Genomic DNA, 25534 nt, shown 5'->3' on the forward strand with positions numbered 1-25534 from the left:
TCCTTTGCTAATTAAAGTAAAGGCTTTAGGTAAGTCCCTGTATGCGATTGCTCACACGATGCTACTTCTTCGGGTGTACCTGCAATGAGTATTTCCCCGCCTCCGGCACCACCTTCAGGCCCTAAATCTACAATCCAATCAGCCGTTTTGATCACATCTAAGTTATGCTCAATAACTACGACCGTATTGCCGTGGTCACGCAGCCTATGCAGTACCACGAGTAGTTGCTGAATATCGTGAAAGTGAAGACCTGTCGTTGGTTCATCTAAAATATAGAGTGTTTTGCCAGTATCTCGTTTCGATAGTTCTCGCGCTAATTTAACACGTTGCGCTTCACCACCAGAGAGAGTGGTCGCAGCTTGCCCTAAACGAATATATGATAAACCAACGTCCATTAACGTTGTTAGCTTGCGATTGATCGCAGGGATTTTATCGAAAAACTGTTGTGCATCTTCCACTGTCATTTCTAACACTTCGTGGATATTTTTGCCTTTATACAGTACCTCTAATGTTTCACGATTATATCGTTTACCGGTACATACATCGCAAGGAACATAAACATCAGGCAAAAAGTGCATTTCAACCTTGATCACACCATCCCCTTGGCAAGCTTCACAGCGGCCACCTTTTACGTTAAAGCTAAAACGACCGACCTTATAGCCGCGAGAACGAGCCTCTTGTGTGCCAGCAAACAGTTCACGAATAGCGGTGAAAATACCGGTGTATGTGGCTGGGTTAGAACGAGGCGTTCGGCCTATTGGGCTTTGATCTATATCGATCACTTTATCAAAATGATCCAGCCCTGAGATTGATTTATGTGCTGCTGGTTCTGCGGTGGTTGCGCCATTGAGTGCAGTATGGGCAAGTTTAAACAGGGTATCGTTGATCAAAGTTGATTTACCAGAACCTGAAACCCCTGTAATACAAGTCATTAGCCCAAATGGAATACGCAAGTCAACATTTTTTAGATTGTTGCCTGACGCGCCAAAAAGCTCTAGCCACTTATCGTTGGTTTGATGGCGTTGCTTTGGTACATCAATGGCTTTAACACCACTGAGATATTGCCCGGTGAGAGAGTCTGGGTTATTTACAATGTCATCTCTGCTACCTTGTGCGACGACATAACCACCATGTACACCTGCTCCAGGACCAATGTCGATAATATGATCAGCAGCTCGAATGGCATCTTCATCGTGTTCAACCACGATAACGGTGTTACCTAAATCGCGTAAATGCGTTAAAGTGCTTAATAATCTGTCGTTGTCTCGTTGATGTAAGCCTATTGAGGGTTCATCAAGTACGTACATTACCCCGACCAAGCCTGCGCCAATTTGACTGGCTAAACGGATCCGCTGAGCTTCTCCACCAGATAAAGTATCAGCACTGCGATCAAGTGATAGGTAGTTTAAACCGACATTAATCAAAAAAGACAAACGGTCACGTATTTCTTTGAGTATTTTATCAGCAATTTGCGCCTTTTGACCCTCTAATGTGAGTGTTTCAAAGAGGTGCATTGTTTCACCGATACTCATGGTGGTCACTTCAGGTAAAGTTGTTTGACCAATAAATACGTTTCGCGCTTCTTCGCGAAGGCGAGAACCATGGCAGCTTGGGCATGCTTGACTGGTTTGGTATTTACTTAGCTCTTCGCGTACAGAGCTTGACTCAGTTTCGCGATAGCGACGATTCATGTTGTTTAACACGCCTTCAAACTCATGATTGCGCGTAATAAGGTCACCACGGTCATTACGATAATTAAAGGCAATTTTAGTGTTGCCTGAGCCTTGTAAAATTACGCTCTTTGCATCTTCACTGAGCGCTTGAAAAGGAACCTCTAAATCGAACTTATAATGTTCTGCAACGGCTTGCAGCATTTGAAAATAATAAAAGCTGCGTTTATCCCAGCCTTTAATTGCACCACCACTTAGGCTAAGTTCTGGATTTTGAACCACTCTGTGAGGATCAAAATATTGGCGGACACCTAAACCATCGCAACTTTGACACGCACCAGCAGGGTTATTAAAAGAAAACAATCGAGGCTCTAATTCGGTCATAGCATAGCCACAGGTTGGGCAGGCAAAATTAGCCGAAAATATCATTTCTTCAGCGCCTGCATCGTCCATATTGGCAACTACAGCGATACCTGAAGACAACTCAAGTGCAGTTTCAAAAGATTCAGCGAGACGTTGTTGTAAACCCTCTTTTACTTTGAAACGATCAACAACCACTTCAATAGTATGCTTTTTATGTAGCTCTAGTGTAGGCGGATCGGATAAATCACATACTTCACCGTCGATGCGAGCACGTATATAACCTTGGCTAGATAGCTGTTCTAACAATTTAACATGTTCACCTTTGCGGTTTTTGACCACCGGTGCTAGCAACATCAGTTTACTACCCTGTGGCTGCTCAAGTACTGAGTCTACCATCTGGCTGACTGTCTGAGCGGCTAAGGGTAAATCATGCGTTGGACAGCGAGGTTCACCCACTCGGGCAAAAAGTAAACGCAAATAATCATAAATTTCGGTAATAGTACCGACCGTGGAACGCGGGTTATGAGATGTTGATTTTTGCTCAATAGATATGGCAGGAGATAGACCTTCAATATGGTCAACGTCTGGCTTCTCCATTAAAGAAAGGAATTGCCGAGCATAGGCAGATAAGGATTCAACATAGCGCCTTTGGCCTTCCGCATAGAGCGTGTCAAATGCCAATGAAGATTTTCCGGACCCAGATAACCCAGTGATAACGATGAGTTTATCTCGCGGAATAGTGAGCGAAATATCTTTTAAATTGTGCGTACGAGCGCCCCTGACTTCTATTTTATCCATTTTGACCTAATTACAGAGTTGAGTGGCAACAATTGTTAGCGCAACAGTATCGCATACTTTGCCAAAAATTAACTTATCTTTACTAAACGAACTAAACTTGGTGTTAGGATCAACTTGAGAGTAGTTACTTTGTTAGGTATAACCCGGCCACTTTTTATTGTGCTGTTATGCTGTTTTTTTAATATGGCGATAGCTAAAGCGCATGATTGTGAGCTTATTGTACGCTTTGAAAATTATTCAGCACAATCTCAACAAGATGCGCAATTACGGTGGCATGGTCTAGATGTTGACTTTGCCAAGGCGTTGTTAGATGACGCAGGGTGTGGTTATCGGTTTATAAGTATCCCCTGGGGGAGAGCATTAAAAATGCTGGAGTCGGGGGAGATAGACCTCATGCTCAGTGTATCTAAAACAGCTCAGAGAATGCGATTCGCTTATTTTATAGGCCCCCAACGTCAAGAAAACATTATATTTGCCACGAATGCGAAAACGCCTTATTACGTAAAGTCAATTGAAGCGTTATTTTCTTTGCCAAAACCCGTTGCAATTCAAAGGGGCGCTTATTATGGTGCAAAGTTTGAAGCGCGTATGAAGCAGGAAGTTGACTCTGAAAGTCAGTTTCTTTATGTGCCTGATAATCAACATAAGTTAAATTTATTGCGCCATGGGCGTATTTCTGGCTTCTTAGAAGAAAAGTACAATATTATTTACCAAACACAGCACAATCCTGATTTTGTTGAAATTGAAATAGCGCCGCTGATTGTTAATCAAGAGCCAGTTTACATTGCATTAAGTAAGCAAAGCGTCAGTCAGTCTACTATTGAACAGTTAAAGAATGCTTTTGAGCGTTTAGATCATGCAGGAAAGTTCGATCAAATCTTAAAAAAGTATCAGTTAGACTGAATTTTTTTGATAGACTGTTGCGCGCTTAACTAAGCTGAATAAACGGGTAATATGTCAAATCAATCTTTAAACCTTCTTGAGAAACGTGCTGCGTTATCGCTTGCCAGCGTATTTGCTTTTCGCATGCTTGGGCTTTTTATGCTTATGCCTGTATTGGCCATTTATGGTCAATCACTTGAGCATGTATCGCCAATGTGGATTGGGCTGGCAATTGGGGCTTACGGTTTGACACAAGCCCTACTACAAATTCCCATGGGGTGGTTATCAGACAAGTTTGGGCGTAAACCTATTATTGTAGTGGGTTTGCTTATTTTCGCATTTGGCTCAGTGATAGCCGCATTAGCCGATTCTATTTATTGGGTGACGGTTGGTCGAGCATTACAAGGGATGGGTGCCATTGCCAGCGCATTGCTTGCACTGGCTGCTGATTTAAGCCGTGATGAACAGCGCCCCAAAGTAATGGCCGTCATTGGCATGTGTATTGGATTAAGTTTTGCTTTTGCTATGTTGTTAGGCCCTATGGTTGCGGCCTCATTCGGTATTTCAGGTGTATTTTGGTTAACGGCAATACTTGCACTGTGTGGCATTGGGATCATTCTTTTTGTCGTGCCCAGTGCAGTTAATAAAGCCCCTAAAGGCGATACAATTGCCACGCTTAGCGACATTCGAAAACTGAGCCGCCATCCCCAATTATTACGTTTAGATTTAGGGGTGATGTTATTACATTTGTCGCTAACAACCTTATTTGTGGTATTACCAGGGCAACTCATTGCCGACGGCTTAAGTGCTGATGTACATTGGAAACTATATATTCCGGTACTATTATTAGCCTTTGTATTGATGGCACCGCTTATGATTATTGCGATTCGTAAACAAAAAGAGAAACAAACCTTTTTAGCTGCTATCGGCTTACTGATAATAAGTTCATTTAGCTTAATGCTATGGGCTAACTCAGTTATAGGGATTGCGGTTTGTATGCTACTGTATTTTATTGCCTTTAATTTTTTAGAAGCCACGATGCCTGCGTTAGTTTCTCGGATTGCGCCCGCATCACAAAAAGGTTCTGCGATGGGGGTTTTTTCATCGGGGCAATTTTTTGGCGCATTTTTTAGGTGGGATATTAGGTGGTTACATTGCTCAATACAGTGAAGTTAATGCAGTGTTTGCGGCGGTGGCCTGTGTTGGGGTAATATGGTTGTTTATTGCATGGCGAATGCAGATCCCACCAAAAAGTAAAATTATTAGTTTAATTACTGAGCTGTCTGACCCACAGCAAGCGGAGGTAGTGGCTGACAAGCTTGTTGCGCTACCGGGTGTGATCGAAGCGATAGTCGTTAGTGAAGAAAATCGCAGCTATCTTAAGATAGATGATAAACAGTTTGATTTAAACCAAGCTAAGCAAGTACTTGGCTTGCATTAATAGTGTGAGGAGAGGGTGCCATGGCACGCGGTGTTAACAAAGTAATTTTAGTAGGTAATCTAGGACAAGATCCTGAAGTGCGCTATATGCCAAATGGCAATGGTGTTGCAAACATCAGTATTGCCACTACAGATAGCTGGAAAGATAAAAACACAGGCCAGTTACAAGAACGCACCGAGTGGCACCGAGTGGTGTTATTTGGCAAATTAGCTGAAGTGGCGGGTGAGTATCTACGTAAAGGCTCACAGGTTTATATTGAAGGCCGTTTGCAGACACGTAAATGGACTGATCAAAGTGGTCAAGAGAAGTACACGACTGAGATTGTTGTCGATATGGGCGGCCAAATGCAAATGCTAGGCGGCCGTGGCGAGCAACAAGGTGGTGGTCAGTATCAAGGTGGTGGTCAGCAACAAAATAACTATGCTCAACAGCAAGGCCAGCAGCAGTACGCAAACCAAGCTCCACAGCAGCAAAGTAGCTCAAACCAAGGTGGTTTTGCACCTAGTCAGCAGCCTGCACAGCAAAGCGCACCACAGCAGCAAGGCAGCTATTCGCCACAGCAGCAGAGTAGTTCAAATCAAGGTGGTTTTGCCCCGCAGCAATCAGGGCAGCAAAGTGCACCTCAACAGCAAGGTGGTTTTGCACCTAAGCCTGCTCAATCGGGTGGCGCGTCAAACCCAATGGAACCGCCAATTGATTTTGACGACGATATTCCATTTTAAATGATATAAAGTTATTAGTGTTAAGTTAATTTTGATTTATAATTAGATTAGTATTTATAAAACAAATGAATAGATTAAAATAAAAGCCTCTTTTAAACGTTAAGTTTAGAGAGGCTTTTTTATTATTCAATAAAAAGTAAATATAAAAAATCGTATAAGTAATATTTTGTAAAGTTATTTGTTTTCTACTATCTTTAGTTCAAAGTTAGGAGAGACTATGAAAGTAGAAACTATTACACATGAATCAGGGGATTTACTTCCATTGCTACTTGATAGTAATGATATGCCTATTCCTGCTCCTAATGAGTTCATTATAAGTCGTCGGTCATTAAGCCCAAACACACTTGTTCGTAATCTTCGAGAGTTATCTGTTCTTTACCTTTGGCTTGAAAATGAGAGCATTGATCTAGAACTACGCATTACAAGTAAGAGATTTTTTAATGAAGCTGAGATTAAAGGTGGATTGGTTGAGTATTTAAAGCGGGATCATGAAAAACGCAGAAAGGTAAAAAAAATAATTGTTACACCTAACACTTTCAATCAAAGGTTAACAACAGTAAGGCAATTCCTGTCTTGGTATATTGATGTTGTTATGGGAGCAATTCCTTTTTCATCTAGTTTATACGAACAAACCCTTGCTAATAAGCAAAGATTACTAGGGTTCTTAGAGACTTCATTCATAAATGCCCCTCCAACTAATAGATCACAAAGCAAAGGTTTAGATGGTAGAGAAATTGATTTCTTACTAACGATATTGAACCCAGACAATATACAAGCATTTGGCAGAGATCCTGCTGTGAAATATCGTAACTACATACTTACGTCGATAATGCTCTATTACGGTTTAAGACCCGGTGAGTTGCTAAGCTTAAGAGTTGAGGATATTACCATTGGAGCTATATCATCTATTCGAGTGGAGCGAAGACCGCCTGATCCGCAGGATACGAGAAAGCCAAGACCACAAATAAAACGTAATGGGCGTATTCTACCAATTGAAGATCCTAACTTCGCTAAAAGCATAGATATTTATATAACTGAATGGAGAGATGTACTGGAAGAAAAGTCAGAGCAAGAATCTGATTATCTAATATTAAGCGATGACGGAGAGCCTTTATCTCAATCATCTATTACTCAGTTTTTTCAATTATTACGTAAGAAATATTCAAATGATCTTCCTTCTCATTTAACGGCAAAGGCTTTGAGGCATAGTTTTTCGTCACAAATGGAAAGAACTCTTCGCTATTCTGGTATGGATGAAGATAAGCGAAAGCAAGCATTGGCGTATCTTCGGGGCGATAGTAGTTTATCGTCACAAGATGTCTACATTGCTCAAGAAGTTGAAGAACAGGCTAAAGTAGCCTTACAAAAATATCAGCGTGATTTAATAATGGAGGATATACCTTGGTGAGAAAGTTAAATATGCAAGAACTTATAAGCTCTCAGGGTTGGCAAGGAATCTCTTCAACTATATTAACTCGGGAAGGATTATCCTTAAATTCATCAACGGATGTATGGGATTTACCCTATTCTATAAGGGGTAATTCGACACTCGATTTTTCAAAGATAGTGTTAGATGGAGTTCGGTGGGGTCTTAAATTCTATATTAAAGACCGTATTGAGCGAGTTTCAACGCATGCAGGTTATGCTGCTTTTCAGGATGTATGGAGAGAATTTCTTCGTCATGATACTTTGCTACTTCAATCAGCAGAAAGCACCTTACAAGATAGGCTAATATCTTTAATAGAGTCGTCTATTTCAAGCGCAAGAAAAAAGCACCGTCTTTGGGCACTTTATAGACCAATACAATGGTACATTTATTGTGCGGAGAATTATCCGGAGCTTGGCTTTAGCCCTGCTTATGCATTAGAACTTGAGGGCATGAGTATTCCAAGTAATCCAAAAGGTGAAGCGGTCAGAATGGAAGATCCTGATAAAGGGCCACTTCATAGTTCACTCGAATTGCCTCTTCTCATAGCTGCGCTGAAAAATGATGCAAGCCAAGAGTTAGAACACTTACAACAAAAAGTAGCGGTTGCATTATCAATCGCCTTTGGTCGAAATCCTGCAAATCTCACGTATTTACGTGAAGAAGACTTTATTGATTTAACTCCTGAATCTAATGGGCGTTGCTTTATCTTGAAAATGCCAAGAATCAAAAAAAGGCAGCTAAGTCCGCGAGACGATTTTTTAGATGAATACCTTGAACCTTTGTACGGTAATTACATAACGGAGTTAATCCAAAAGAACTCCTCAACTAACGTAATGTTGAGAGTCAACGGCAAGGCTATTTCAAACCCTAGGCCACTGTTTTTGAATCAAAAAGGTAACAGTGCAGCTTTAGCATCCAAAGACTTTGAGAATGCGTACAGTGTAACTAGCGCTGATATAACAACTTTATTGAAGGGATTTGTTACAAGGCATAAAATTATATCTCCTATTACAAAAAGCCTGTTACAAATAAATACTCGACGATTGAGGTATACACTAGCCGTAGGATTAGCCTCAGAAGGCATTAGCAAAAAAGAGCTAGCTAGAATATTGGATCATACGGATACCCAACACGTTCTCGTTTATTTTGAAATGGCAGGAAAGATTGTCGAACATTTAGATAAAGCCGCAGCGAAAGGGCTATCACGTTATTTGCAGTTTTTTAAAGGGCGAGTAATAGATAGTGATGAAGAGGCAGTCAATGGCAACCGTGTTGACAAGCACATTGCTTTCGTTGATGATGAAAACCCCAAAGAACAAGCTGAAATTGGCGTTTGTGGCGAAGGCAAGCTATGTCATTTAGACCCACCTTATTCATGTTATTTATGCCCTAAATTTCAACCATATCGACATGCTGACCATGAATACGTACTCGAATGCTTACTGCAAAACAGAGAAAAAAGGCTCGAAAAGTATGAGAATTCACGCTTAGGAGTCCAGTTAGATGACGTAATTACCGCAGTCGCTCAAGTAACTGAGTTATGTTCGGAGGCGCAGTAATGGCTGATGGGCGTTCAAAAAGAAAAAATAAAGTAATTGCTTTCATTGATCGCCTTGGACAAGACCGCAATGAAAACTTTAATATATTAATTTTAAAAGCAAAAATATTGGAGTTAGAGGGGTTTAATGCAATAACTTGGAAAGATGACACTTGGAAAGTAACAGCTGGAAGGCTAACTAAGCTAACAGGAAAAAATACTAAATCATCATCATTTAATTTTATATATTCACCAGCATTAGGTGGGCGCACTATCACTGGTAAATGGGCTGATCTAGCAAAAGCATTGTTTATCTTGAGGTTTCATCGCAAACACCAATCAGCACCAAATCAAAGAAATTTTATAATCGCCCTAGGCTACATATCCTATTCGGCAAATTCGCTAAACCAAGATCTTCAAACATTATCTCCTGAATCGCTTGATCAAGCTTGTAATGACATTTCCAAGCATTACATTGATAGCACTGCATATAATCTCCACAAAGCCATAGCCGAAATAGCAGGGCATTGTGATGCCAATGGGCTGTGTCGAATAGTTTTTAAATACAAATACGCTAAAATGAAGCGTCCTGAAAGCACTGGAGGGATCGGTCATAAAAGATTAGATGATCCTGAAACAACCGAAACTAAAAGCGACAAATTAATAGAGCCAGCCGTATTTAAAGTTTTGGGTGAGCTGTACCAAAAAGTTCCAAAAGACCATAAGTATCGATTCTACGTATTATTACTGACTTTCTTAGCTTGTTTGGGAAGGCGCTTTAGTGAAATTGCACTTTTACCGCATCAAAAAATCAAAACGGATTTTGACGGTCGAGAATATATTGAATATTTTCCGAGAAAGATCTCACAAGGCGATACATTTACGCCTAGACGTAAGTTATATATGCCAAGTGACGTACTACCGATAGTTCGCGAAGTAATGGAAGAACTCAACAAACACTGCCTAGCTGCTCGTGATACTGCTGCTGAAATGTTTCGAGTTAATGGCGCAGATATTAGATTTTTAAACAAACTTACTGAAGACCAAAAATTATATAAATCGGATCTCGAAGCTTTAGGCATATCACCTACAGTGCTAGGTGTTAATGGCTGGATAAGAGAAAATGGTTTTGCCGTCAAGGACACACAGAAACTGACAATAGAAGGAAAAATTGCATCCCGGCAGCCCTTTTATACTTTAAAGCAAGGAATAAAGGAGTACTGCGAAAAAGATTATGCAAGTGAGTTGATGGTGCCAATTCATATAGATCAAAATGGCAATGAATATTTTATTAAGGACCTAATGTTGGTAAAGCATCAAGGACTCTCTAGCGGAAGTTATTCTCATTGGATAGCGACGCAATGTACACATTCTATGTTGACTACTTTTCTGCGCTATTTCCCTAAGTTAGCAGAAGAATATGCATCATCAAGTATAGAGGTCGATTTCACCAGTCATCATTTTAGACACACATTGAACACTCTTCTGGATGAAGGTGGCTTAAGCGACCTTCTTCAAACCGAATGGTTTAACCGTTCAAATCCGAAAGATACCAAAGCTTATCAGCATACTAGCCGTGAAAAACGAGCGTTAATGTTAAGAGAAGATATAAAACGCGGCCGAGTAGGTGGAAAGCTTGCAGATCAAGTTAAAGCTGTTCCGATCACAGTTCAAGATGCAGTCCTAAAAGCTCGTGTACAAGCTGTTCATGACGTTGGTACTGGAATATGCGTACATAACTTCTCTCAGACACCATGTGAACGTCATTTACAGTGTTCAGCTGATTGTGACGACTATGTATGGGCTAAGGATGATAAAGGTCGGTTAGAAGAGCAAAAGAGACAGCTAACTCTAACAAGTTTAGCGAGGGAAACGGCAGGGGAACGCTTGAAGGCTAAAAAGCCTAAAAAAAGCAGTGATTGGCTTGCGCACAACGATAAGAAAATTAAAACGCTGAAAGCCCAACTTAATGATAATGGGGTGGTTAATTTTGATCCTAAAGAATACCTTGAGGAGTTAGCTGGTGACAAATAAGCGATTTCGAAGAATGAGTGATACCGATATTAAAGGTATTATTGCAGATTTAGACCGTTGGGCATTAGGACATTTAGGTTCAAAACTGACGTGGTCTATTTTGGAAGAAAGGTTTGGCTTTTCTAGGCAGTCATTACAAGCTAAATCTGAGATAAAAGCGGCATATGACAATGCTAAACATGCATTGTCAGGTGGTTTAGTTAAATCGAAAGAGCAAACAGATAAAGAGAACGAACAATTAATTTGTGAAATTGAACGCCTAAAAAAAGAAGTTGAAGAATTTAAACGTAAAGAAATTAACTGGAAAAAACGATGGCAGAGAATTGCTTTCCACATAAGACAAAAAGGAATGCAGGTTAGTACTATTGATCGAGATGTAAATGCCAATGCTATTGTGCCAAAGGAACGAGAAACTTCAAATATATTAAGGCCGTTCGACAAGGATATTCCACCTTCAGGGAGAGTTTAAAATGAGTTCGGAGTTAAAGAAACAAAGCAATCCATTTTCTACTGGAGGAGGTGGTGTCAATTTTGAAACAAGGGTTCAAGCCGCTTTTGCCCTCTCACTGTTAACAAAATCTTGTATGCCTTGTTTATCACAAAATATGAAAGGCAAAAAACTGAAGTTTCAGAACAAATATGAAGGTATAAATACTGATGATTTTGTTCTAGTTGCGACAGATAGAAATAATAACGAAAGTAAGCTTTATGCGCAGATTAAGCATGAAATAACTATAAGTGAATCTATTGATTCAATGTTTGCGGAAGTTATTAACAGTGCATGGAAAGATTTTAATAGCACCGATTTTAGTATTGAAAATGATTCGATAGCACTGATTACAGGAGTGTTACCCAAGTTAGATGTTAATAATACCCTTCCAATACTTGAGTGGGCTAAGTATTCATCAGACTCTGCTGACTTTATAAAAAAATCAAAAACCAAAGGCTTTACCAGTGACGCGAAGATTAAAAGAATAGATATATTTAGGACACAACTAACTAACGCTAACGAAGGGAATGCTATTACTGATGATGAATTATGGCGTTTCTTAAAGATATTTCAGGTTATTTCTTTAGATTTAGATGCTAAATATTCAGTTGTCGCAAACTTACTGTGCTCTTTAATTCAATGTTATACAGATGAATCACCATCCCTAGTTTTAGCTAAGTTGGTTACTTGTGTGCAAGAGATTAACCAGAATGCAGGGGTTCTAACTCAAGATAATGCCCCCAAAGAAGTTAAATTACTATTTGGGTCGTCAAGTAGAGTAAGTTTTGAAAATGATTTCTTAAAACTTAAAGAGCGTGGCGACCATATATTTGATGGAATATCGAACACTATTAATGGTTTTCATATAGAAAGGGTTGAGCAGATTGCAGAAATATCTGTGCTGTACGAGGTTAATGACTTTCTTTTTGTTACTGGTGCTAGAGGTGTTGGCAAATCTGGAGTTGTCAAAGACTTTATCTCAACGAAAGGTAAAGATGTTCCTGTTTTCTATTTAAGAGCTGAAGACTTAGATAAAAGTCATCTTAACGATGTATTTACATCTATCGGAATGAATTCCACGTTAGTGCAGATTGAAGGGTACTTCTCGTTACTTAAAGAAAAAATACTTGTTATTGAATCTCTAGAAAAAGTTTTAGAGCTAAATTATCAAGATGCATTTGTGGATTTACTTCAATACATAAAAAGACAAGCGGGTTGGACTATTATTGCTACGGGCCGTGATTATGCATATCAACAACTTACTTTTAATTATCTTCAACCTAGTGCTATCCAGTTTGACAGTGTAAATATAGAGGGGCTTACTACGGATCAAGTTATCCAAGTCTGTGAGCATATTCCTGAGCTAACAGAGCTAATATCTAATGATTCGTTAGCTGAATTACTTAAAGTACCATTTTTTATTGAGATTGCAGTAAGAGCCATTGGAAATGGCGCACAATTTAAATCTGGTGATACTGAAGTCGATTTTAGAAATACTGTTTGGGCAACAGTGATTTCAAAAGAGACAGATAGAAAATCAGGAATGCCGGATAAACGAAGGACAACTTTCATTAATATTGCAAAACAACGTGCGGAAAAAATGCTGTTTGGTATCAGAGCTCGTGAGTTTGATCCTGAAGTCGTTGCGAAATTGGAAGAAGATCATTTAATTCACCGTGACCAGAGGTCTGCCACTATCAGTCCAATGCACGATGTATTAGAGGATTGGGCATTAGAAGAATACATTGAGAGTGAATACGTTGAAAATTCACATGACTTAGTTAATTTTTTATTAACTATTGGTAATGAACCAGCAATCAGTAGGGCCTTTAGGTTATGGCTATATAGGAAATTAAAATCTGATGATGCAATTAATGAATTTGTTGAAGAAGTATTAACCACGGATGGTATAGAAAGTTACTGGAAGGATGAGGCTATTGCAGCGATCATGCAACATTGCTCGCCAGAAGGCTTTCTCTACTCTCTAAAGTCTCAACTTGTAAAAGATGATTGTGCGTTACTGATCCGCTTTTGTTTTATTCTCAGAATAACCTGCCAAAGACCAAACTCACTATATAACGATTTACTGATTAAAGATGAAAAATCAGGGATGTTAAAGCCTTTGTTTTTGCAACCCTATGGTAATGGTTGGGAAGCACTGTTTAATTTTATTTATGAAGTTAAGCACGATTTGAGCAACTCTATGAATAATCAAGTTGTTGAGGTGATAAATGAATGGTGTGGTCTCATTAATATATATGATGATCTGCCAAAAGCGTCTCACAAAGTTGGCTTGTTGAGTATATGGCTGCTTGAACAGGTTAAAGATTTTTATCGTGATGAAGGGCGACGAAAAAAGATACTTAATGCTCTATTAAAAGTTTCAACAGCAGTTAAAGAAAAATTTGATGAATTAATGGAGCAGGATGTTTTCATATCCAAGGTAAAGCCAAGAAGATTAAGCTATGTTGACGAGCTGACGAGTTTGGCCCTTGTAGGCACTAATGTACCTATGTTGTGTAAACGTAACCCTGACTTTGTTGTTAAACTTTCATTGCACGAATGGTTATTGCAAAAACCAGAAAAAGATGAATTTGGTTACGGTTCTTATAGCCGAATAGATGTTGAAGAATCTTTTGGTTTAGATAAAGAACGAGATTTTTTTCCTGCAAGTGGTTCTAAAGGACCTTTTAAGTATCTTCTCCAGTCAAAACCTAGACTAGCGTTAGATTTTATTATCAAGCTATGCAATCTAACGGCACAAAAATATTCGGAATCTGAATTTGCTAAACCTTATGATAATGAAGAAGACACTATTTATGCCTATGAAACAGTCGTAAAGCAAGTAGATATAACACTCTATGATGGCACAATAGTTAAGCAGTATGCGTCACCTCACCTTTGGAAAGGCTATCGAGGACAGTCTACGTTGCCTTACCTGCTACAGTGCGGGCTTATGGCACTGGAGAATTGGTTAGTTGAATATATTGATAAGAGTCGCGAGAACAATGAAATAGAATGGATTTATGATTACTTGCTGAGAAAGAGTAACTCTGTAATGCCTACATCTGTTTTATCTTCGGTGGCTACAGGATTCCCTAATAAAGTAGGGAAAGCAGCATTACCTTTACTGAAAACTGCTGATTTATATCATTTAGATTTGATTCGAATGACGCAAGAAATGGGCGGAAATGAAATGCATTTCTTTGGCCTTGATAGAGATGTATTGTCGAAAATCTACATAGAAGAGAGAAGAGAAGCTGCACTTAGACCATGGAGAAAAGAGTCATTAGAAACCTTATTAACAAGGCTTCAGTTCGTAAATGACCTAAGGGATGACGCTTTAAAAATTGTCGATGATTTGACAAGTGAAGCGACGGCTCGTAATGAAAAAAACCTTCGGTATATGGTACACCGAGTTGATACAAGGACTTGGGAGGCTGTTGAAGACAAAGATAATGATCGAATATTGCTTCAAAGCTCGCCTGACCTTCCGGCAGATTTAAAGCAAGATCAACAAGAGTTTAATGAAAAACATGCAATTGATAACACCGTAACTAGTTTAAATTTATGGGGACGAAAATTATTCGAAGAGAAATTACTCGAAGAAAAATATTTCTCTTCATATCAAGATGCAATAATAGCAGCAAAAGAATTACTTATTTCCTTTCAAAAAGGTGAAATTCACAGCTTTGCCGATATGGCGGTTGGTACAATCACAACTGTTGCTGCTGTTTGTGTTAGAGATGACCTTTTGAACTTAAGTGATGGAGATAAAGAGTGGTGCCTAGGAGTTATCCTAGAGTCAATATTTATGCACGCAGATAATATGGATGGAACAACAGCCCATGATAAGACTGATTATTATGGCTCTGGGGCGTGTGCATTTGTTCTGCCTAAATTATTTGATTTAGAGCTAGGTTCAGAACAAGAAGAGCATTTGAAGTTTGCTTTGGCCACAGCGTTAACACATGAGAACCTTAATGTTAGTGCTTATGCTGCTAAGGGCGTAAGGGAATTTCTTTGGTCAAGAGACGCTGAATTAGCATCCCGTTGTATAGGTGGAATAGTTGAGTATGCTAGGTTACGAAGAGAAGATAGTATGGTACGTAGGTTTTATCATCTACAAGGTGATGAGTTGCAAGCAGCTATCGAAAAATGGAATGCTCTTATAACAACATTTCGCAATGAATTAGTTGATGGAAAATTTAAGCTTTCTGTTAACGATATTTCTTTGGAAAGCCACTGTTCATGGTTTCTTCATTTACCAATGTTAATGGTTCCATATTGTACTACGGATGATATTCAGATTCAGTTGGTTAACAGGTTAGTGAGTTTTGTATTTGATACTGAATATCAAAATCATCGTTCAAGTGGTGATGAAAAAATAAATCATGACATAAAAAAACAGATGCAAGATTGCCTTTCTGAGCATGTTATTTATTCAAGAAATAATAATTTTATGCCCTTTAAAGAGTTATTGGTCTTGGGGTGTCCAAAAGCACCGAGCTTTATTTATTCGTTAACATTGTCATATCATGTCGCTGTGGAAAAAGAAGATGATTACGATGCCATATGGTCACTATGGTCTTTACTTGCGCCAGAAGCACATAAGATTGCCTTGAATGATGTAAATGATAGGTACATGGGTTTACAGAATGATTTAAATATATTACTTCGTGGAATGTTGTACGCAGACTGCCCTTGGCAAGGGCATGAAAATGAAGAAAAGGACATGAATCGGGGAGCTAGTTATTTGTTAGACTTTGCAAAAAAATCTTCTAATAACAGTCATGTATTTGAAGCCCTATCCTCCTTAATTTACAACTTCCACGATGTCTTTTTTGACAAAGGTATTCAGGTGTTAGCGGAAAAGTTTTCTGCTAATCCACAATTGATAGCTAAGCAAATAAACACAGCTTTTTATTTAGAAATGTCGGTTGGACGATATTTGCAGATAGAGAATAGAGGTATGCTTAGCCGTAAAATGTACGATATTTGCTTACTCTTGCTGACAGGTATTGTTGAAACTGGTTCTGCAAGGGCTTATTACCTTAGTGAACATTTGATCAGGTCCAGAAAAATTAAAGTAGGAAAGTAGTATGAAAGGGATTCTTAAAAGCGTATTAACAGCATTATTTGGTAGAAAAAAAGAGATACTCGCAGAAACCTCCACTATTATAAATAGTGTAGTACAGAGAGATACTACTTCTAAGAATCGGGTAACCTCAAAAGTAACAAATAACCAAGAGCATGAGTTGAAAGATAAATTGCGTTGTGAACGCATTTTGAATTACTGGTTAGATACAGAATTGTTCGACTTACCTGAATGTCCAATGGATTATAAAAAGCAACTTATTAGCGAACCTGCTGATGATTTTTCTAATTCATGGGGGCTGCAAGCTCCCAAAAAAATTCATGCAGGCAAGTTAAAATTTAATAAAGATAGCCGCTTATTCGTTATGTTTCAGTGCCATATAGCTGGATATATAGCTAAAAGCGATGAAAAACATCCAAATTACATAACACCGAGAACTTATTTAGTCGCACAAGCTTTAATACCTAAATGGGACAATGAAACAAATCAAATCAAATGGACGCGTTCAGAAGATGCTGAAGATCTTGTAATCAACTTGGCGACAATTAGGACACTATATCGACGTTGTCGTAGTTCAATTCCTGATTCGATGAGTCTATCTGATTGGGTAGAAGCAAGGATGAAAGAAATTGAGTCCATGCTTCATAAAGAACTAAGTCCAGAAGATGAAGGTAACGGACTAGATACAGAAGAGCTTCAGAAAAAGATAATACATCTTAATAGAAAGATAGCAGAACAATTTTGGCCTGATGAAGGTGCAAGAAAATTTATGCTGAATCAGTGCCAGCCAATTGAAAGCCGATTTGCTGATAAATTGGATCAGCCTAGTGAGTTAAAAAGTGGGGCGGTGACCTTCCGTTGGCGCTACTGCTACTATCCAGAAGGCAATGAAAATCAACAGCTAGGTCCATTTTTTGTTGATGATCTTGAGCGAGCTATATCTTTAGTTGGGAAGAAAGGTGTTCGTGGTTTATCTAAGCCATTGCAAGCCTATCTGCTCGGTAGAAAAAAACAAACTGAAATTGGCAATGCTGTTAATCAAGGTGAGTTGTTTTGGCCACTGACCAATAAACTGATTAAAGGTCGCTGGCCAGAAAACCCAGATTATGGTCTCAGTTTACTTCAATCGGTTGCTGTTAATGTATCTATAGATTTTTCAGAAAACCCAATTGTGGCTGTAAATGGTCCACCGGGAACAGGGAAAACCACATTACTAAAAGATGTAATCGCAGATAGATTTGTTACCCGTACTAAAAACCTTAGTGAACTTTGCAAAAAAGAAGAGTGGCTTTCTGATAGCGAAAGCATCGCTACAATTATGCAATACAGTATGGTTGTTGCATCAAGCAACAACAAAGCGGTTGAAAATATATCAAAAGAGCTACCATCATTAAGTAAGTTACCAGAACAATATAGTGACACAATAAAGCACTTTCAAAGTATCGCTCCGGAAGGTGATTGGGGATTGTTTTGTGCGGTATTAGGAAACTCTAGCAATCGTCGTTCTTTCAAAGAGCAATTATCTAAATTGAAAGATCATTTTCGAAATATTAAGGATTATTTACAGCTTCAATTTCTCGTTAACTTGCTAAAGAAAAAAGGACCCGAAAAAGCTGATGAAGTTTTTAATCAGTTTGTCAGTGATTGGAAAAATAATAAAAAAATATCACTAATAATTGGAGACTTACAAGAGTGCCATGCAAATCAGAAGTACCAAGAGTTTTTTAAACCATTTTCTTCAGCGCTGCAAAAAGTCCAGAGCAATGAACTAACTGTTGAGCAATTCTCTGCAAGCTGGAAAGGGCTGAATGAGCAACAATGGAAGTTATCGATAGAAGCATTGGAAGCTTTTAAAAAACAGTGGTTTGGTAAAAAGCTTTATAGCAAGCATTTGACAAAAAATTTAGATATTGCCCAAAAAAACTTTAATGAAAAGCTAGCTAGAGTTTCAAAAGTATTAACGAAAGACAACCAAGAATTTAAATTGGATCAAAATAAGCACTTAGTAGGTACACGGTTTTATTCACCAATTGGCAAAGAATCAGAAAAAGAGGCGGAAAAACGACTTCAATTATCTTCTCCCTTGGGTAGCTCTGAACTCAATGGGCGCAGAAGCCAGTTGTTTATAGCGGCATTAGCTTTAAACGAAGCGATACTAGAGTGTACTGCAAGTCAACTTTCTAAGCATTGGGACAAACTCGATGAGCTAATTGATGGGTACCTTGAAACAAATGAGAGCACTCCTGAGCATCAGCAACTATGGTCTATTTTGTTTTTGTTTTTTCCAGTGGTCAGCACGTCGTTATCATCGGTTGAAAATCAATTTAAGCTAATGCAAAAAAAGGAAGGATTCGGGTTGGTAATGTTTGATGAGTCCGGTCAGGCCGTAAATTATCACGTTGCTGGGTTGTTACAAAGAAGTCGACAGGCAATTTTCGTCGGAGATCCCATACAATTGGAACCAGTTGTAACTATGCCTTCGTCAGTTGATTTAGCAATTGCTGAAGACTTTTTTCCCATATCAAAAGAAGATGGTAATCATTGCTGGGGGGACGATTATTTAATTAGTTCTAATTCTGCCCAATCAATTGCTGATAAAGCTGGAAAATACATAGCAAAAATTGGGGAGCGAAAAGTTGGGATTCCACTGCTTGTACATCGACGCTGCACGGAACCAATGTTCTCGATAGCAAATAGGATTGCTTATGATGATAAAATGGTTTTGGCTAGCAAGCCATTTGGCTGGAACGCGATTCAAAGTGGTTGGATCAACGTTAATGAAGATGCAGAAGATATAAAAAAAGCTGGGTATGCAAATTCGCTTGAGGTGAGTACTGCTCTAGATTTAGTGAAATTTTTAGTAGAAGAGCATCCTGATATGGTTCAAGGTGGGGTTTATATTATTACACCTTTTTCGATTATGAGGCGCGAGCTGAAACTTCAGTGGAAAGCAGCTTGTAATGACTCTTTTAATCACAGTTGGATGCAAAGTGCTTTTGGTGCCGATAAAGCTGGATTAGATGTAGAGTCTTTCTCTGAGCATAACATTGGAACCGTTCATACGTTTCAAGGTAAAGAGGCATCCACTGTTATTCTATGCACATCAGCTTCCAATATTCGCAACAAACAAGGAGGCATTACGTGGGTAAATAGCAAGCCAAATTTATTAAACGTTGCCGTCACACGTGCTCAACATCATCTACTTGTTATTGGTAATCAAAAGGATTGGTCCAAAGGCACATTATCGTCTGTCCTACAAAACGGTGGGATGCAATGCTATGCAAACTTAGAAGAGTTTAAGAGGCAAGACGCCCGTTTAATTGATGATCATTTAACAGAGACTAGAGCCGTAGAAAAAGCTAGCGCTATTAACTTTGATTTTGGCTAACTCATGCTAGAAAGTACAGGAGTGGGGGTTTAACTTATCGAAGGTGTAACAACTAGTATATAAACAACATTACGTCTTTAAAAGTTAAATTTTAGTACATATGTTTGATAGCTTGGTTTCAATTGTGTAGTTGAGATAAAATGTAAAGTTAGGAAAGAGGTATTCTAGTTAAATATGGATTGTTTCTAATGTTAACTTTACAAAAGCAACAAAAAGAACTGATTAGCCCAATGAAAACAATGTGTTATTGTTTTGTTGTGTTAACTACCATTTTAGGAATACATAAATAAAAATTGTAGATTAAAATTATTAAGGGCTTGTTTATACAAGCCCTTTTTTATTTTTGTTATTCAACATAAGCAATTTGTAATACCAATGCGCACAATTAAGCTTATCTATTATGAGGCAATGAAGCCTTGGTGATAGCCATGCTCTTACACCTTGCTACAGCCTAGGTAGCTATGTTCATATAGGCAGACGGTAATTTTGTTATTCCGTTTTTTAAAAAATAAATTTTTAACGCAGCTAGCGTTAGGTTTAGTCCCTTAAAATAATTGAGTATTATTGCAGATTGGTATAACGAAGTTCATGAGATGTTTAACTCAAAGATCAACACGCACTAGAATTGGTCAATATTTCAAAAACTGGTATCAGAAGCTTTCAATTAAATACTGTGGTTAAAAGCATGCTGCTATTTAGAAAAAGGTATACATCAAGGTTGAACGGCTCGACAAGGCTAGAGTTTTTAACCTATAAGATTTATTAGTTGTAAAAATATTATCCTTTAATGTTATTTTTTGTTAAGGTGCTGCGTATCTGTTTTAGGGATGATTTTGGCTAATGGAGTCTAAGATTCGGTATGTTTGATGCCACAGCAAGCTGTAGTGACAAAGTCACAGCATATCAATTTGGTTTATTTGTTTTATCGGTCAAACAAAAAGCGCTATATAAGAATGACTGTGAGATAATTATTGAACCAAAGGTATTCGATGTATTGGTTTACTTTTGTGAAAATAATGATCGCTATATTCAATTACAAGAATTACACGATCAAATTTGGCATGGGCGCGTGGTTAGTGATGCAGCTGTTCGCAGAGCAATTAGTAAACTACGAGTGCTATTGGGAGATGATGTTAAAGAGTCTTCTTATATCAAGTCTGTATCTAAACGTGGATATAAATTTATTCATGATATTCAAGTGATTAATTTAGATATAAAATCTAAAAGCTTAGCTTTAAAGCCACCTGAAGAAAAACTAAACACGCATACTGCTGCTCATTTACCCCCCATGTAGACCGTTCAACACTTGAGAGTAAAAAAAATAACACGTTTTCTTTTAAACGGCGCACATTTTCTGCTGCTTTAGTAAAGAGAAAGTATTTAATTATTACGTGCCTATTTTTGTCTGCTTCGCTCCTGTCTTACTATTTAATTAGTTATTTACCAAAGCGGAATATTGCCAACTCACAAGTGGTTTTAGATTTTCCCGGTGAAAAAATGGACATTGATGTGAGTCAAGATGGTGCCTTATTGGTTTTTAACGCTCGTATGACAGGCATGCCCGGAGCTCAGGTTTTTTTAGCTGACTTATTAAGTGGCAAAGTGCGGCAATTATCAGTAGGAGAAAACCATGCCCTTCAGGTTGCGTTATCACTTGATAATAAGAATGTTTTTTTTAGTGACTTTAGAATAGGCAACTCCTCAATTAAGCGGATACCATTAGCTGATGATAGTGATCAACCCAAGGCAGAAAGCATCGTTTCGGGTTATTATATGACTTTTGTTCTTAATGTGGCACCGGATAACTCCGGCCTTTATTTTAATGCAGTGAAAAATAAAGGTAACAATGAGAAGTTGTACTTTTATGATTTTAAAGAAAAATCTACTCAAGAGGTAACAAATCCAATTCAAAAAGATTTTCATGATTATGTGACTAGTGTGTCACCTGATAATCAAAAATTAGCGTATGTAACTTTTCAGGGTAAATTTGGTGAGCAACAAATTTCTATTCGTGATTTAGTAACGCCCAGTGTGAATAAGCGCTTTTACCATGATACGCCTATTTATGGCATACAGTGGCTGGATGTTAGTCGGTTACTAGTGATGGATGAGGAAAAAATGTTTTTAATGGATATTAGAGATGGCCAAAAAAACGTTTTAAATGGTGAAATTTTTCCATGGTAATCACGCTTTTCGTTTGCAAAGTAATGGGGCGCTTATACTTTTGACAAACCCATCAAGAACAAGCTTGTTTCATGAAGTTGATTTACCTGAATTTAGTCTTGAGGTAAGGCGTTTTTTTGCGACTGATTTTGATACATTGCAAGCTATATACATTGGTGAAGCCAATGATAAACTTATTTTAAAAAAACAGGGAGAGAATTACATCATAAGCTCGGTTAAAGGTGATAAAAGTATAACTCACCTTAGAACTCAACAAAGAATTGAGTTGTATCAAGCTACTGCTAATGGTAAATGGATTTTATTTAAGATGGGAGGGGTGCCATTATTGCTAAATTTAGAAAATAACAAAATATTGTATTTTACGGATAAAGAGCAATCTCCTTCTGGAGACATTGCTTTTTCGACTGATTTTAAACAAGTTATCTATAGTGATCAAACGAGCCAGGGCTGGCAAGTAAAGTCTTTCGATATACTCACAAATACCCATAAGGTAATAATCTCTGGTTATAAATCTGCGCGTCAAACGGATACTGGTTTTATTTTGGTGGATGAGCAAGACAATGTTTATCGATACGATAGTCAATCTAAAAAGAGTGAGCCATTAAACGTACGGTTAGCGTTAGATATTAATACACGCTGGTATGTACACAACTCTATTTTGTATTGGAGTAAGTTTAATTTTAGGAATACTTTTTTTAATAAGTTTAACATAAAGACCAAGACAATGAGCTCAAATAAAGTCAATGGTGCTGAGTTTTCACCTCGCTTCAGTATTAATTCAGAGGGAACTCAGGTTCTAATTGCCAATAAAAAAGTACCAAAAACCAAAATAATTAAAGTATTTGAGTGGAGATGAAAAGCGTTACTAACTAGAGGGGAAACTCAAACCGAAGTGCGCCTCTCTCTAAATTAAGCAACGTTGCGTAACTTTTTGAATATGACCGCTGGGTGCCTGTGACTGAAGTGTCTTCTCGGACTTGCTCGATGTGCGTAACCTGCTTGCCTACCACGGTTCGTAAAACAGCCCTTTTACGTATTTTTTGTCGTAACAATTGTTAAAGTTTTCATTCAAGCCCGTTGTTTCTATGATGAATGGGGTTTTGAAGTCGATAGCGAAATCACATATCTATCATCGTTCGACTAAAAGGACGCGAGCACACTTTGTTAAAGATATTAACCAAACCAAAGTTCTTCCCTAAAAGCATCATCATAACAAGCTCTTACACAAGAACTTCTTATTGAGCTCCTGCTTTTAGTATGTTGTTTGACTATCTGCCTAACGACGCCTTTAAATAGTGCTATAAGTTGCGCACTTAGTGACTCATGTATTTGATAGGCATATTCTTTAATGCCATTTTTTAAAGAACGAAACCCTCTTAACAAATCAAGCTTATTTCACTATGTAATTCAATGTTTTGCGAGTTTTCACACCCCGATGTAGCGGCTGTAATAATGAGAATAAACACATCAGCTAAGTTATGACTCTGATTTATATGTAAGTGATAGTCCTTAACGAGTTCTAAATGTGAGAAGAATGACATAGTGAGTTTAAGATAATGAAATTTATAGTATTAGAGCATAAATAGTGTTTATTCACGAAGTGTGATCCTGCCCTGATTCGACTAACCTCAGCTACACTTTTTGAGTTGCAAGAGCTTTGCCAAAGAATAGTTTTCTTAGACGCTGAATTAATAAGATAAATGAAGGTTATAATTTAGTTTCATTACTGTATGAAAAAAGTCACTGCATGGTCGTTTTGGTTACACCGTCAATAGATAAAAATCTCTAAAATACGAAACATTAAAGAGAAATGAGCGATGAAAGTTAAAAATAAAAAATATTTACCATGTGTTTTTAAAGTTATTAATCCAATAATCCTATCAGTAGTTTTGCTTTTTCCTGCTTTAGGTCACAGTGAGGGCATTAATATTGATACTCTAGGTGGCTCTTGCCGTCACATTCCTAAATTATGTGAAATTTTTATAAAATGAAAAAAATAGAATCCTTAGTACGTCAGTTAGAGCTAATTAAATCAAATAGAGAGCTTTGCCAGTTTTTTGAAACTCTGGTTGATGAAAGTAATTATAATTGGAGTGGGATGCTTATTTTTAAGCCTATTACCACCACCAGTTATGAGCTAGAAATGCTGGGACAGATTCCTGATTTTTTAATAGGAAAATTTAGCAAAGAGAATGGTATTAAATCTTACTGCACCTTAAATATAAAGCCTAATATGCTGGTTGATATAACCCCAGAGATTGATGAAAGTACAAGTTTTGAGTATTTGGCGATTTATAAAAGTACCTTGTTAGTACCCGTTAAGGGGGGGGTAATGAAATAGGGGCGGTAGTCCTAAATTTATCTCGCAAGGCACAGCAAGGTATAAATCAAGTAGCTGAAAAAATAGGCTGGTTTTGGCTTATTATTGCACCGTATCTTTATCAGGCATATAAACGTACCAGTAATAGCCGAGTAAACATGATGACAAAGAGAGAGCGAGAATGCATTCAATGGGCTTGCGAGGGTAAAACATCGTGGGAGATCAGTCAGATTTTGAATATTTCACAGGCAACGGTTAACTTTCATCTTGCAAATTGTATCGAAAAAACACAAAGCGTTAATCGTCAACAAGCTATCGCAAAATACCTGCTTCAAGGGGGCGTATAAATCAGCGGGGGCTCGGATAGTTTCAACTTGTTTAGATAGCAGTAAGTTTTATGATAATTTTTCTTAGTGAAGCATGTTTTATAAATAAACTTCAACTTATTGATAGTTAATCAAATAATTTGGTAGCAAATTGGTCACAAATAAGTTTCGCTCATTTTATCGTTACTTGTGTGTAATTCACGTACTGTTTAGAGAGTAGATAGAACAGACCTACATTTGGCAGTAACTAGGTGGCTCATACTCACAATAATAAGGAGATAGCAATGCATGTTAATAAAAACGAAAACTCACTCACAAAAATAGCCGCAGTAAGAACAAGCGAAGGTTTTTTTGAAGTTACCTCGTTAGATGAATTAGATGATGTAGTGGGGGGGATGTTGTCTCCAGAATCTATTATTTGTGAAATAAGCGATGAGAACATTGATGTTGACTATGAAATTAAATAAGAATGCTTTTCTGGTTAGCTAATTCCATTGTTTTTAGATATCAAATATTTTATATATCTTATTTTTAATCCTTTGTTTTAATTTTTATATACCTAATACTTTTGCTAGTTAAAAAAGAAGGTGATATTTGTTTAAATTTAGTTGTCCTGTTTAATCAGGGTTTAAACTTAACTTAAATAGATATGGTGAACATTATGAAAAAAACTTTAGAAAACATCGATTCAAATGAAATTGTACTTAGTGAAAGTGGTGATGTAGAAGTAAGTCAAGAGCTTCTTTCAGAAATAGCTGGTGGTGTTAACCCAGAAGAGCTTGAAGAAGAGGGCAATAATGGTTGTCAAATAAATGAAATTAACGTTGCTTGTTAAAATTAATGTTTGTTTTT

16 protein-coding genes and 2 pseudogenes are annotated in these 25534 nt (G+C 37.8%); 16 read left to right on the plus strand and 2 right to left on the minus strand.

From position 1 onward, the window contains the following. Positions 1-11: 11 nt before the first annotated feature. The gene (gene uvrA, locus SANK73390_RS07755; RefSeq protein WP_462765175.1) at positions 12-2831 is read right to left on the minus strand and encodes an excinuclease ABC subunit UvrA; all 2820 of its coding nucleotides are present in this window, start codon (positions 2829-2831) and stop codon (positions 12-14) included. 183 nt (positions 2832-3014) lie between these two features. On the opposite strand from uvrA, the gene SANK73390_RS07760 reads away from it, so the two are divergent. From SANK73390_RS07760 to SANK73390_RS07815, 12 genes and pseudogenes are all read left to right on the plus strand, one after another. After that, positions 3015-3734, plus strand: a complete 720-nt coding sequence (locus tag SANK73390_RS07760) for a substrate-binding periplasmic protein (RefSeq protein ID WP_462765177.1) — start codon at positions 3015-3017, stop codon at positions 3732-3734. Between the two features lie 51 nt (positions 3735-3785). Continuing rightward, a pseudogene (locus SANK73390_RS07765) lies at positions 3786-5154 on the plus strand (MFS transporter). Positions 5155-5174: 20 nt separating this feature from the next. Beyond that, positions 5175-5876 carry a single-stranded DNA-binding protein gene (gene ssb / locus SANK73390_RS07770; protein ID WP_261594589.1) on the plus strand — a complete coding sequence of 234 codons (702 nt, stop codon included), beginning with the start codon at positions 5175-5177 and terminating at the stop codon, positions 5874-5876. A 217-nt stretch (positions 5877-6093) separates the two neighbouring features. Then, positions 6094-7284, plus strand: coding sequence for a site-specific integrase (locus SANK73390_RS07775; RefSeq protein ID WP_462765179.1), 1191 nt, complete (start codon positions 6094-6096; stop codon positions 7282-7284). A gap of 11 nt (positions 7285-7295) precedes the next feature. Then, positions 7296-8864: a hypothetical protein gene (locus SANK73390_RS07780; RefSeq protein ID WP_462765181.1), complete on the plus strand. Its 1569-nt coding sequence runs from the start codon at positions 7296-7298 to the stop codon at positions 8862-8864. Then, complete coding sequence (locus SANK73390_RS07785; protein WP_462765183.1) at positions 8864-10876, plus strand: hypothetical protein; 2013 nt, start codon at positions 8864-8866, stop codon at positions 10874-10876. Before SANK73390_RS07780 ends, SANK73390_RS07785 begins: the two co-directional genes overlap by 1 nt. After that, entirely contained in the window at positions 10866-11345 is a 480-nt protein-coding gene (locus tag SANK73390_RS07790; RefSeq protein WP_462765184.1) for a hypothetical protein, read from the plus strand. The genes SANK73390_RS07785 and SANK73390_RS07790 overlap by 11 nt, the downstream gene beginning before the upstream one ends. Position 11346: 1 nt before the next feature. Beyond that, positions 11347-16467 (plus strand): hypothetical protein, encoded by a 5121-nt coding sequence (locus tag SANK73390_RS07795; protein ID WP_462765186.1) that lies wholly within the window; start codon positions 11347-11349, stop codon positions 16465-16467. A 1-nt stretch (position 16468) separates the two neighbouring features. Beyond that, positions 16469-19852, plus strand: a complete 3384-nt coding sequence (locus SANK73390_RS07800) for an AAA domain-containing protein (protein ID WP_462765188.1) — start codon at positions 16469-16471, stop codon at positions 19850-19852. Positions 19853-20711: 859 nt separating this feature from the next. Beyond that, a complete protein-coding gene (locus tag SANK73390_RS07805; protein WP_462765190.1) occupies positions 20712-21146 on the plus strand; it encodes a winged helix-turn-helix domain-containing protein in 435 nt (144 codons plus the stop codon). A gap of 203 nt (positions 21147-21349) precedes the next feature. Next, positions 21350-22036 (plus strand): TolB family protein, encoded by a 687-nt coding sequence (locus tag SANK73390_RS07810; RefSeq protein WP_462765192.1) that lies wholly within the window; start codon positions 21350-21352, stop codon positions 22034-22036. A gap of 40 nt (positions 22037-22076) precedes the next feature. Continuing rightward, positions 22077-22892: a hypothetical protein gene (locus SANK73390_RS07815; protein WP_462765194.1), complete on the plus strand. Its 816-nt coding sequence runs from the start codon at positions 22077-22079 to the stop codon at positions 22890-22892. Between the two features lie 317 nt (positions 22893-23209). Here the strand turns inward: SANK73390_RS07815 and SANK73390_RS07820 are convergent. Then, a pseudogene (locus SANK73390_RS07820) lies at positions 23210-23383 on the minus strand (ISAs1-like element ISPsesp1 family transposase); the annotation flags it as partial. Between the two features lie 640 nt (positions 23384-24023). Between SANK73390_RS07820 and SANK73390_RS07825 the strand changes: the two are divergent. The 4 genes from SANK73390_RS07825 to SANK73390_RS07840 all read left to right on the plus strand — a co-directional run bounded on the left by SANK73390_RS07825 (position 24024) and on the right by SANK73390_RS07840 (position 25517). Further along, positions 24024-24377, plus strand: a complete 354-nt coding sequence (locus SANK73390_RS07825; protein ID WP_462765196.1) for a hypothetical protein — start codon at positions 24024-24026, stop codon at positions 24375-24377. A 137-nt stretch (positions 24378-24514) separates the two neighbouring features. Further along, on the plus strand, positions 24515-24703 hold the full coding sequence (locus SANK73390_RS07830) for a helix-turn-helix transcriptional regulator (protein WP_462765198.1): 189 nt from the start codon (positions 24515-24517) through the stop codon (positions 24701-24703). Positions 24704-24966: 263 nt separating this feature from the next. Beyond that, positions 24967-25149, plus strand: coding sequence for a hypothetical protein (locus tag SANK73390_RS07835; protein WP_462765200.1), 183 nt, complete (start codon positions 24967-24969; stop codon positions 25147-25149). Between the two features lie 194 nt (positions 25150-25343). Then, the gene (locus tag SANK73390_RS07840) at positions 25344-25517 is read left to right on the plus strand and encodes a hypothetical protein (RefSeq protein ID WP_462765202.1); all 174 of its coding nucleotides are present in this window, start codon (positions 25344-25346) and stop codon (positions 25515-25517) included. Positions 25518-25534 lie beyond the last annotated feature (17 nt).

The organism is Pseudoalteromonas sp. SANK 73390, assembly GCF_054966645.1.

What these genes read in the sequence shown, in the direction of transcription:
- uvrA (WP_462765175.1), bottom strand. Translation starts at nt 2,831, where the DNA reads ATGGATAAAATAGAAGTCAGGGGCGCTCGTACGCACAATTTAAAAGAT.
- SANK73390_RS07760 (WP_462765177.1), top strand. Translation starts at nt 3,015, where the DNA reads ATGGCGATAGCTAAAGCGCATGATTGTGAGCTTATTGTACGCTTTGAA.
- ssb (WP_261594589.1), top strand. Translation starts at nt 5,175, where the DNA reads ATGGCACGCGGTGTTAACAAAGTAATTTTAGTAGGTAATCTAGGACAA.
- SANK73390_RS07775 (WP_462765179.1), top strand. Translation starts at nt 6,094, where the DNA reads ATGAAAGTAGAAACTATTACACATGAATCAGGGGATTTACTTCCATTG.
- SANK73390_RS07780 (WP_462765181.1), top strand. Translation starts at nt 7,296, where the DNA reads ATGCAAGAACTTATAAGCTCTCAGGGTTGGCAAGGAATCTCTTCAACT.
- SANK73390_RS07785 (WP_462765183.1), top strand. Translation starts at nt 8,864, where the DNA reads ATGGCTGATGGGCGTTCAAAAAGAAAAAATAAAGTAATTGCTTTCATT.
- SANK73390_RS07795 (WP_462765186.1), top strand. Translation starts at nt 11,347, where the DNA reads ATGAGTTCGGAGTTAAAGAAACAAAGCAATCCATTTTCTACTGGAGGA.
- SANK73390_RS07800 (WP_462765188.1), top strand. Translation starts at nt 16,469, where the DNA reads ATGAAAGGGATTCTTAAAAGCGTATTAACAGCATTATTTGGTAGAAAA.
- SANK73390_RS07805 (WP_462765190.1), top strand. Translation starts at nt 20,712, where the DNA reads ATGTTTGATGCCACAGCAAGCTGTAGTGACAAAGTCACAGCATATCAA.
- SANK73390_RS07810 (WP_462765192.1), top strand. Translation starts at nt 21,350, where the DNA reads ATGGACATTGATGTGAGTCAAGATGGTGCCTTATTGGTTTTTAACGCT.
- SANK73390_RS07825 (WP_462765196.1), top strand. Translation starts at nt 24,024, where the DNA reads ATGAAAAAAATAGAATCCTTAGTACGTCAGTTAGAGCTAATTAAATCA.
- SANK73390_RS07830 (WP_462765198.1), top strand. Translation starts at nt 24,515, where the DNA reads ATGATGACAAAGAGAGAGCGAGAATGCATTCAATGGGCTTGCGAGGGT.
- SANK73390_RS07835 (WP_462765200.1), top strand. Translation starts at nt 24,967, where the DNA reads ATGCATGTTAATAAAAACGAAAACTCACTCACAAAAATAGCCGCAGTA.
- SANK73390_RS07840 (WP_462765202.1), top strand. Translation starts at nt 25,344, where the DNA reads ATGAAAAAAACTTTAGAAAACATCGATTCAAATGAAATTGTACTTAGT.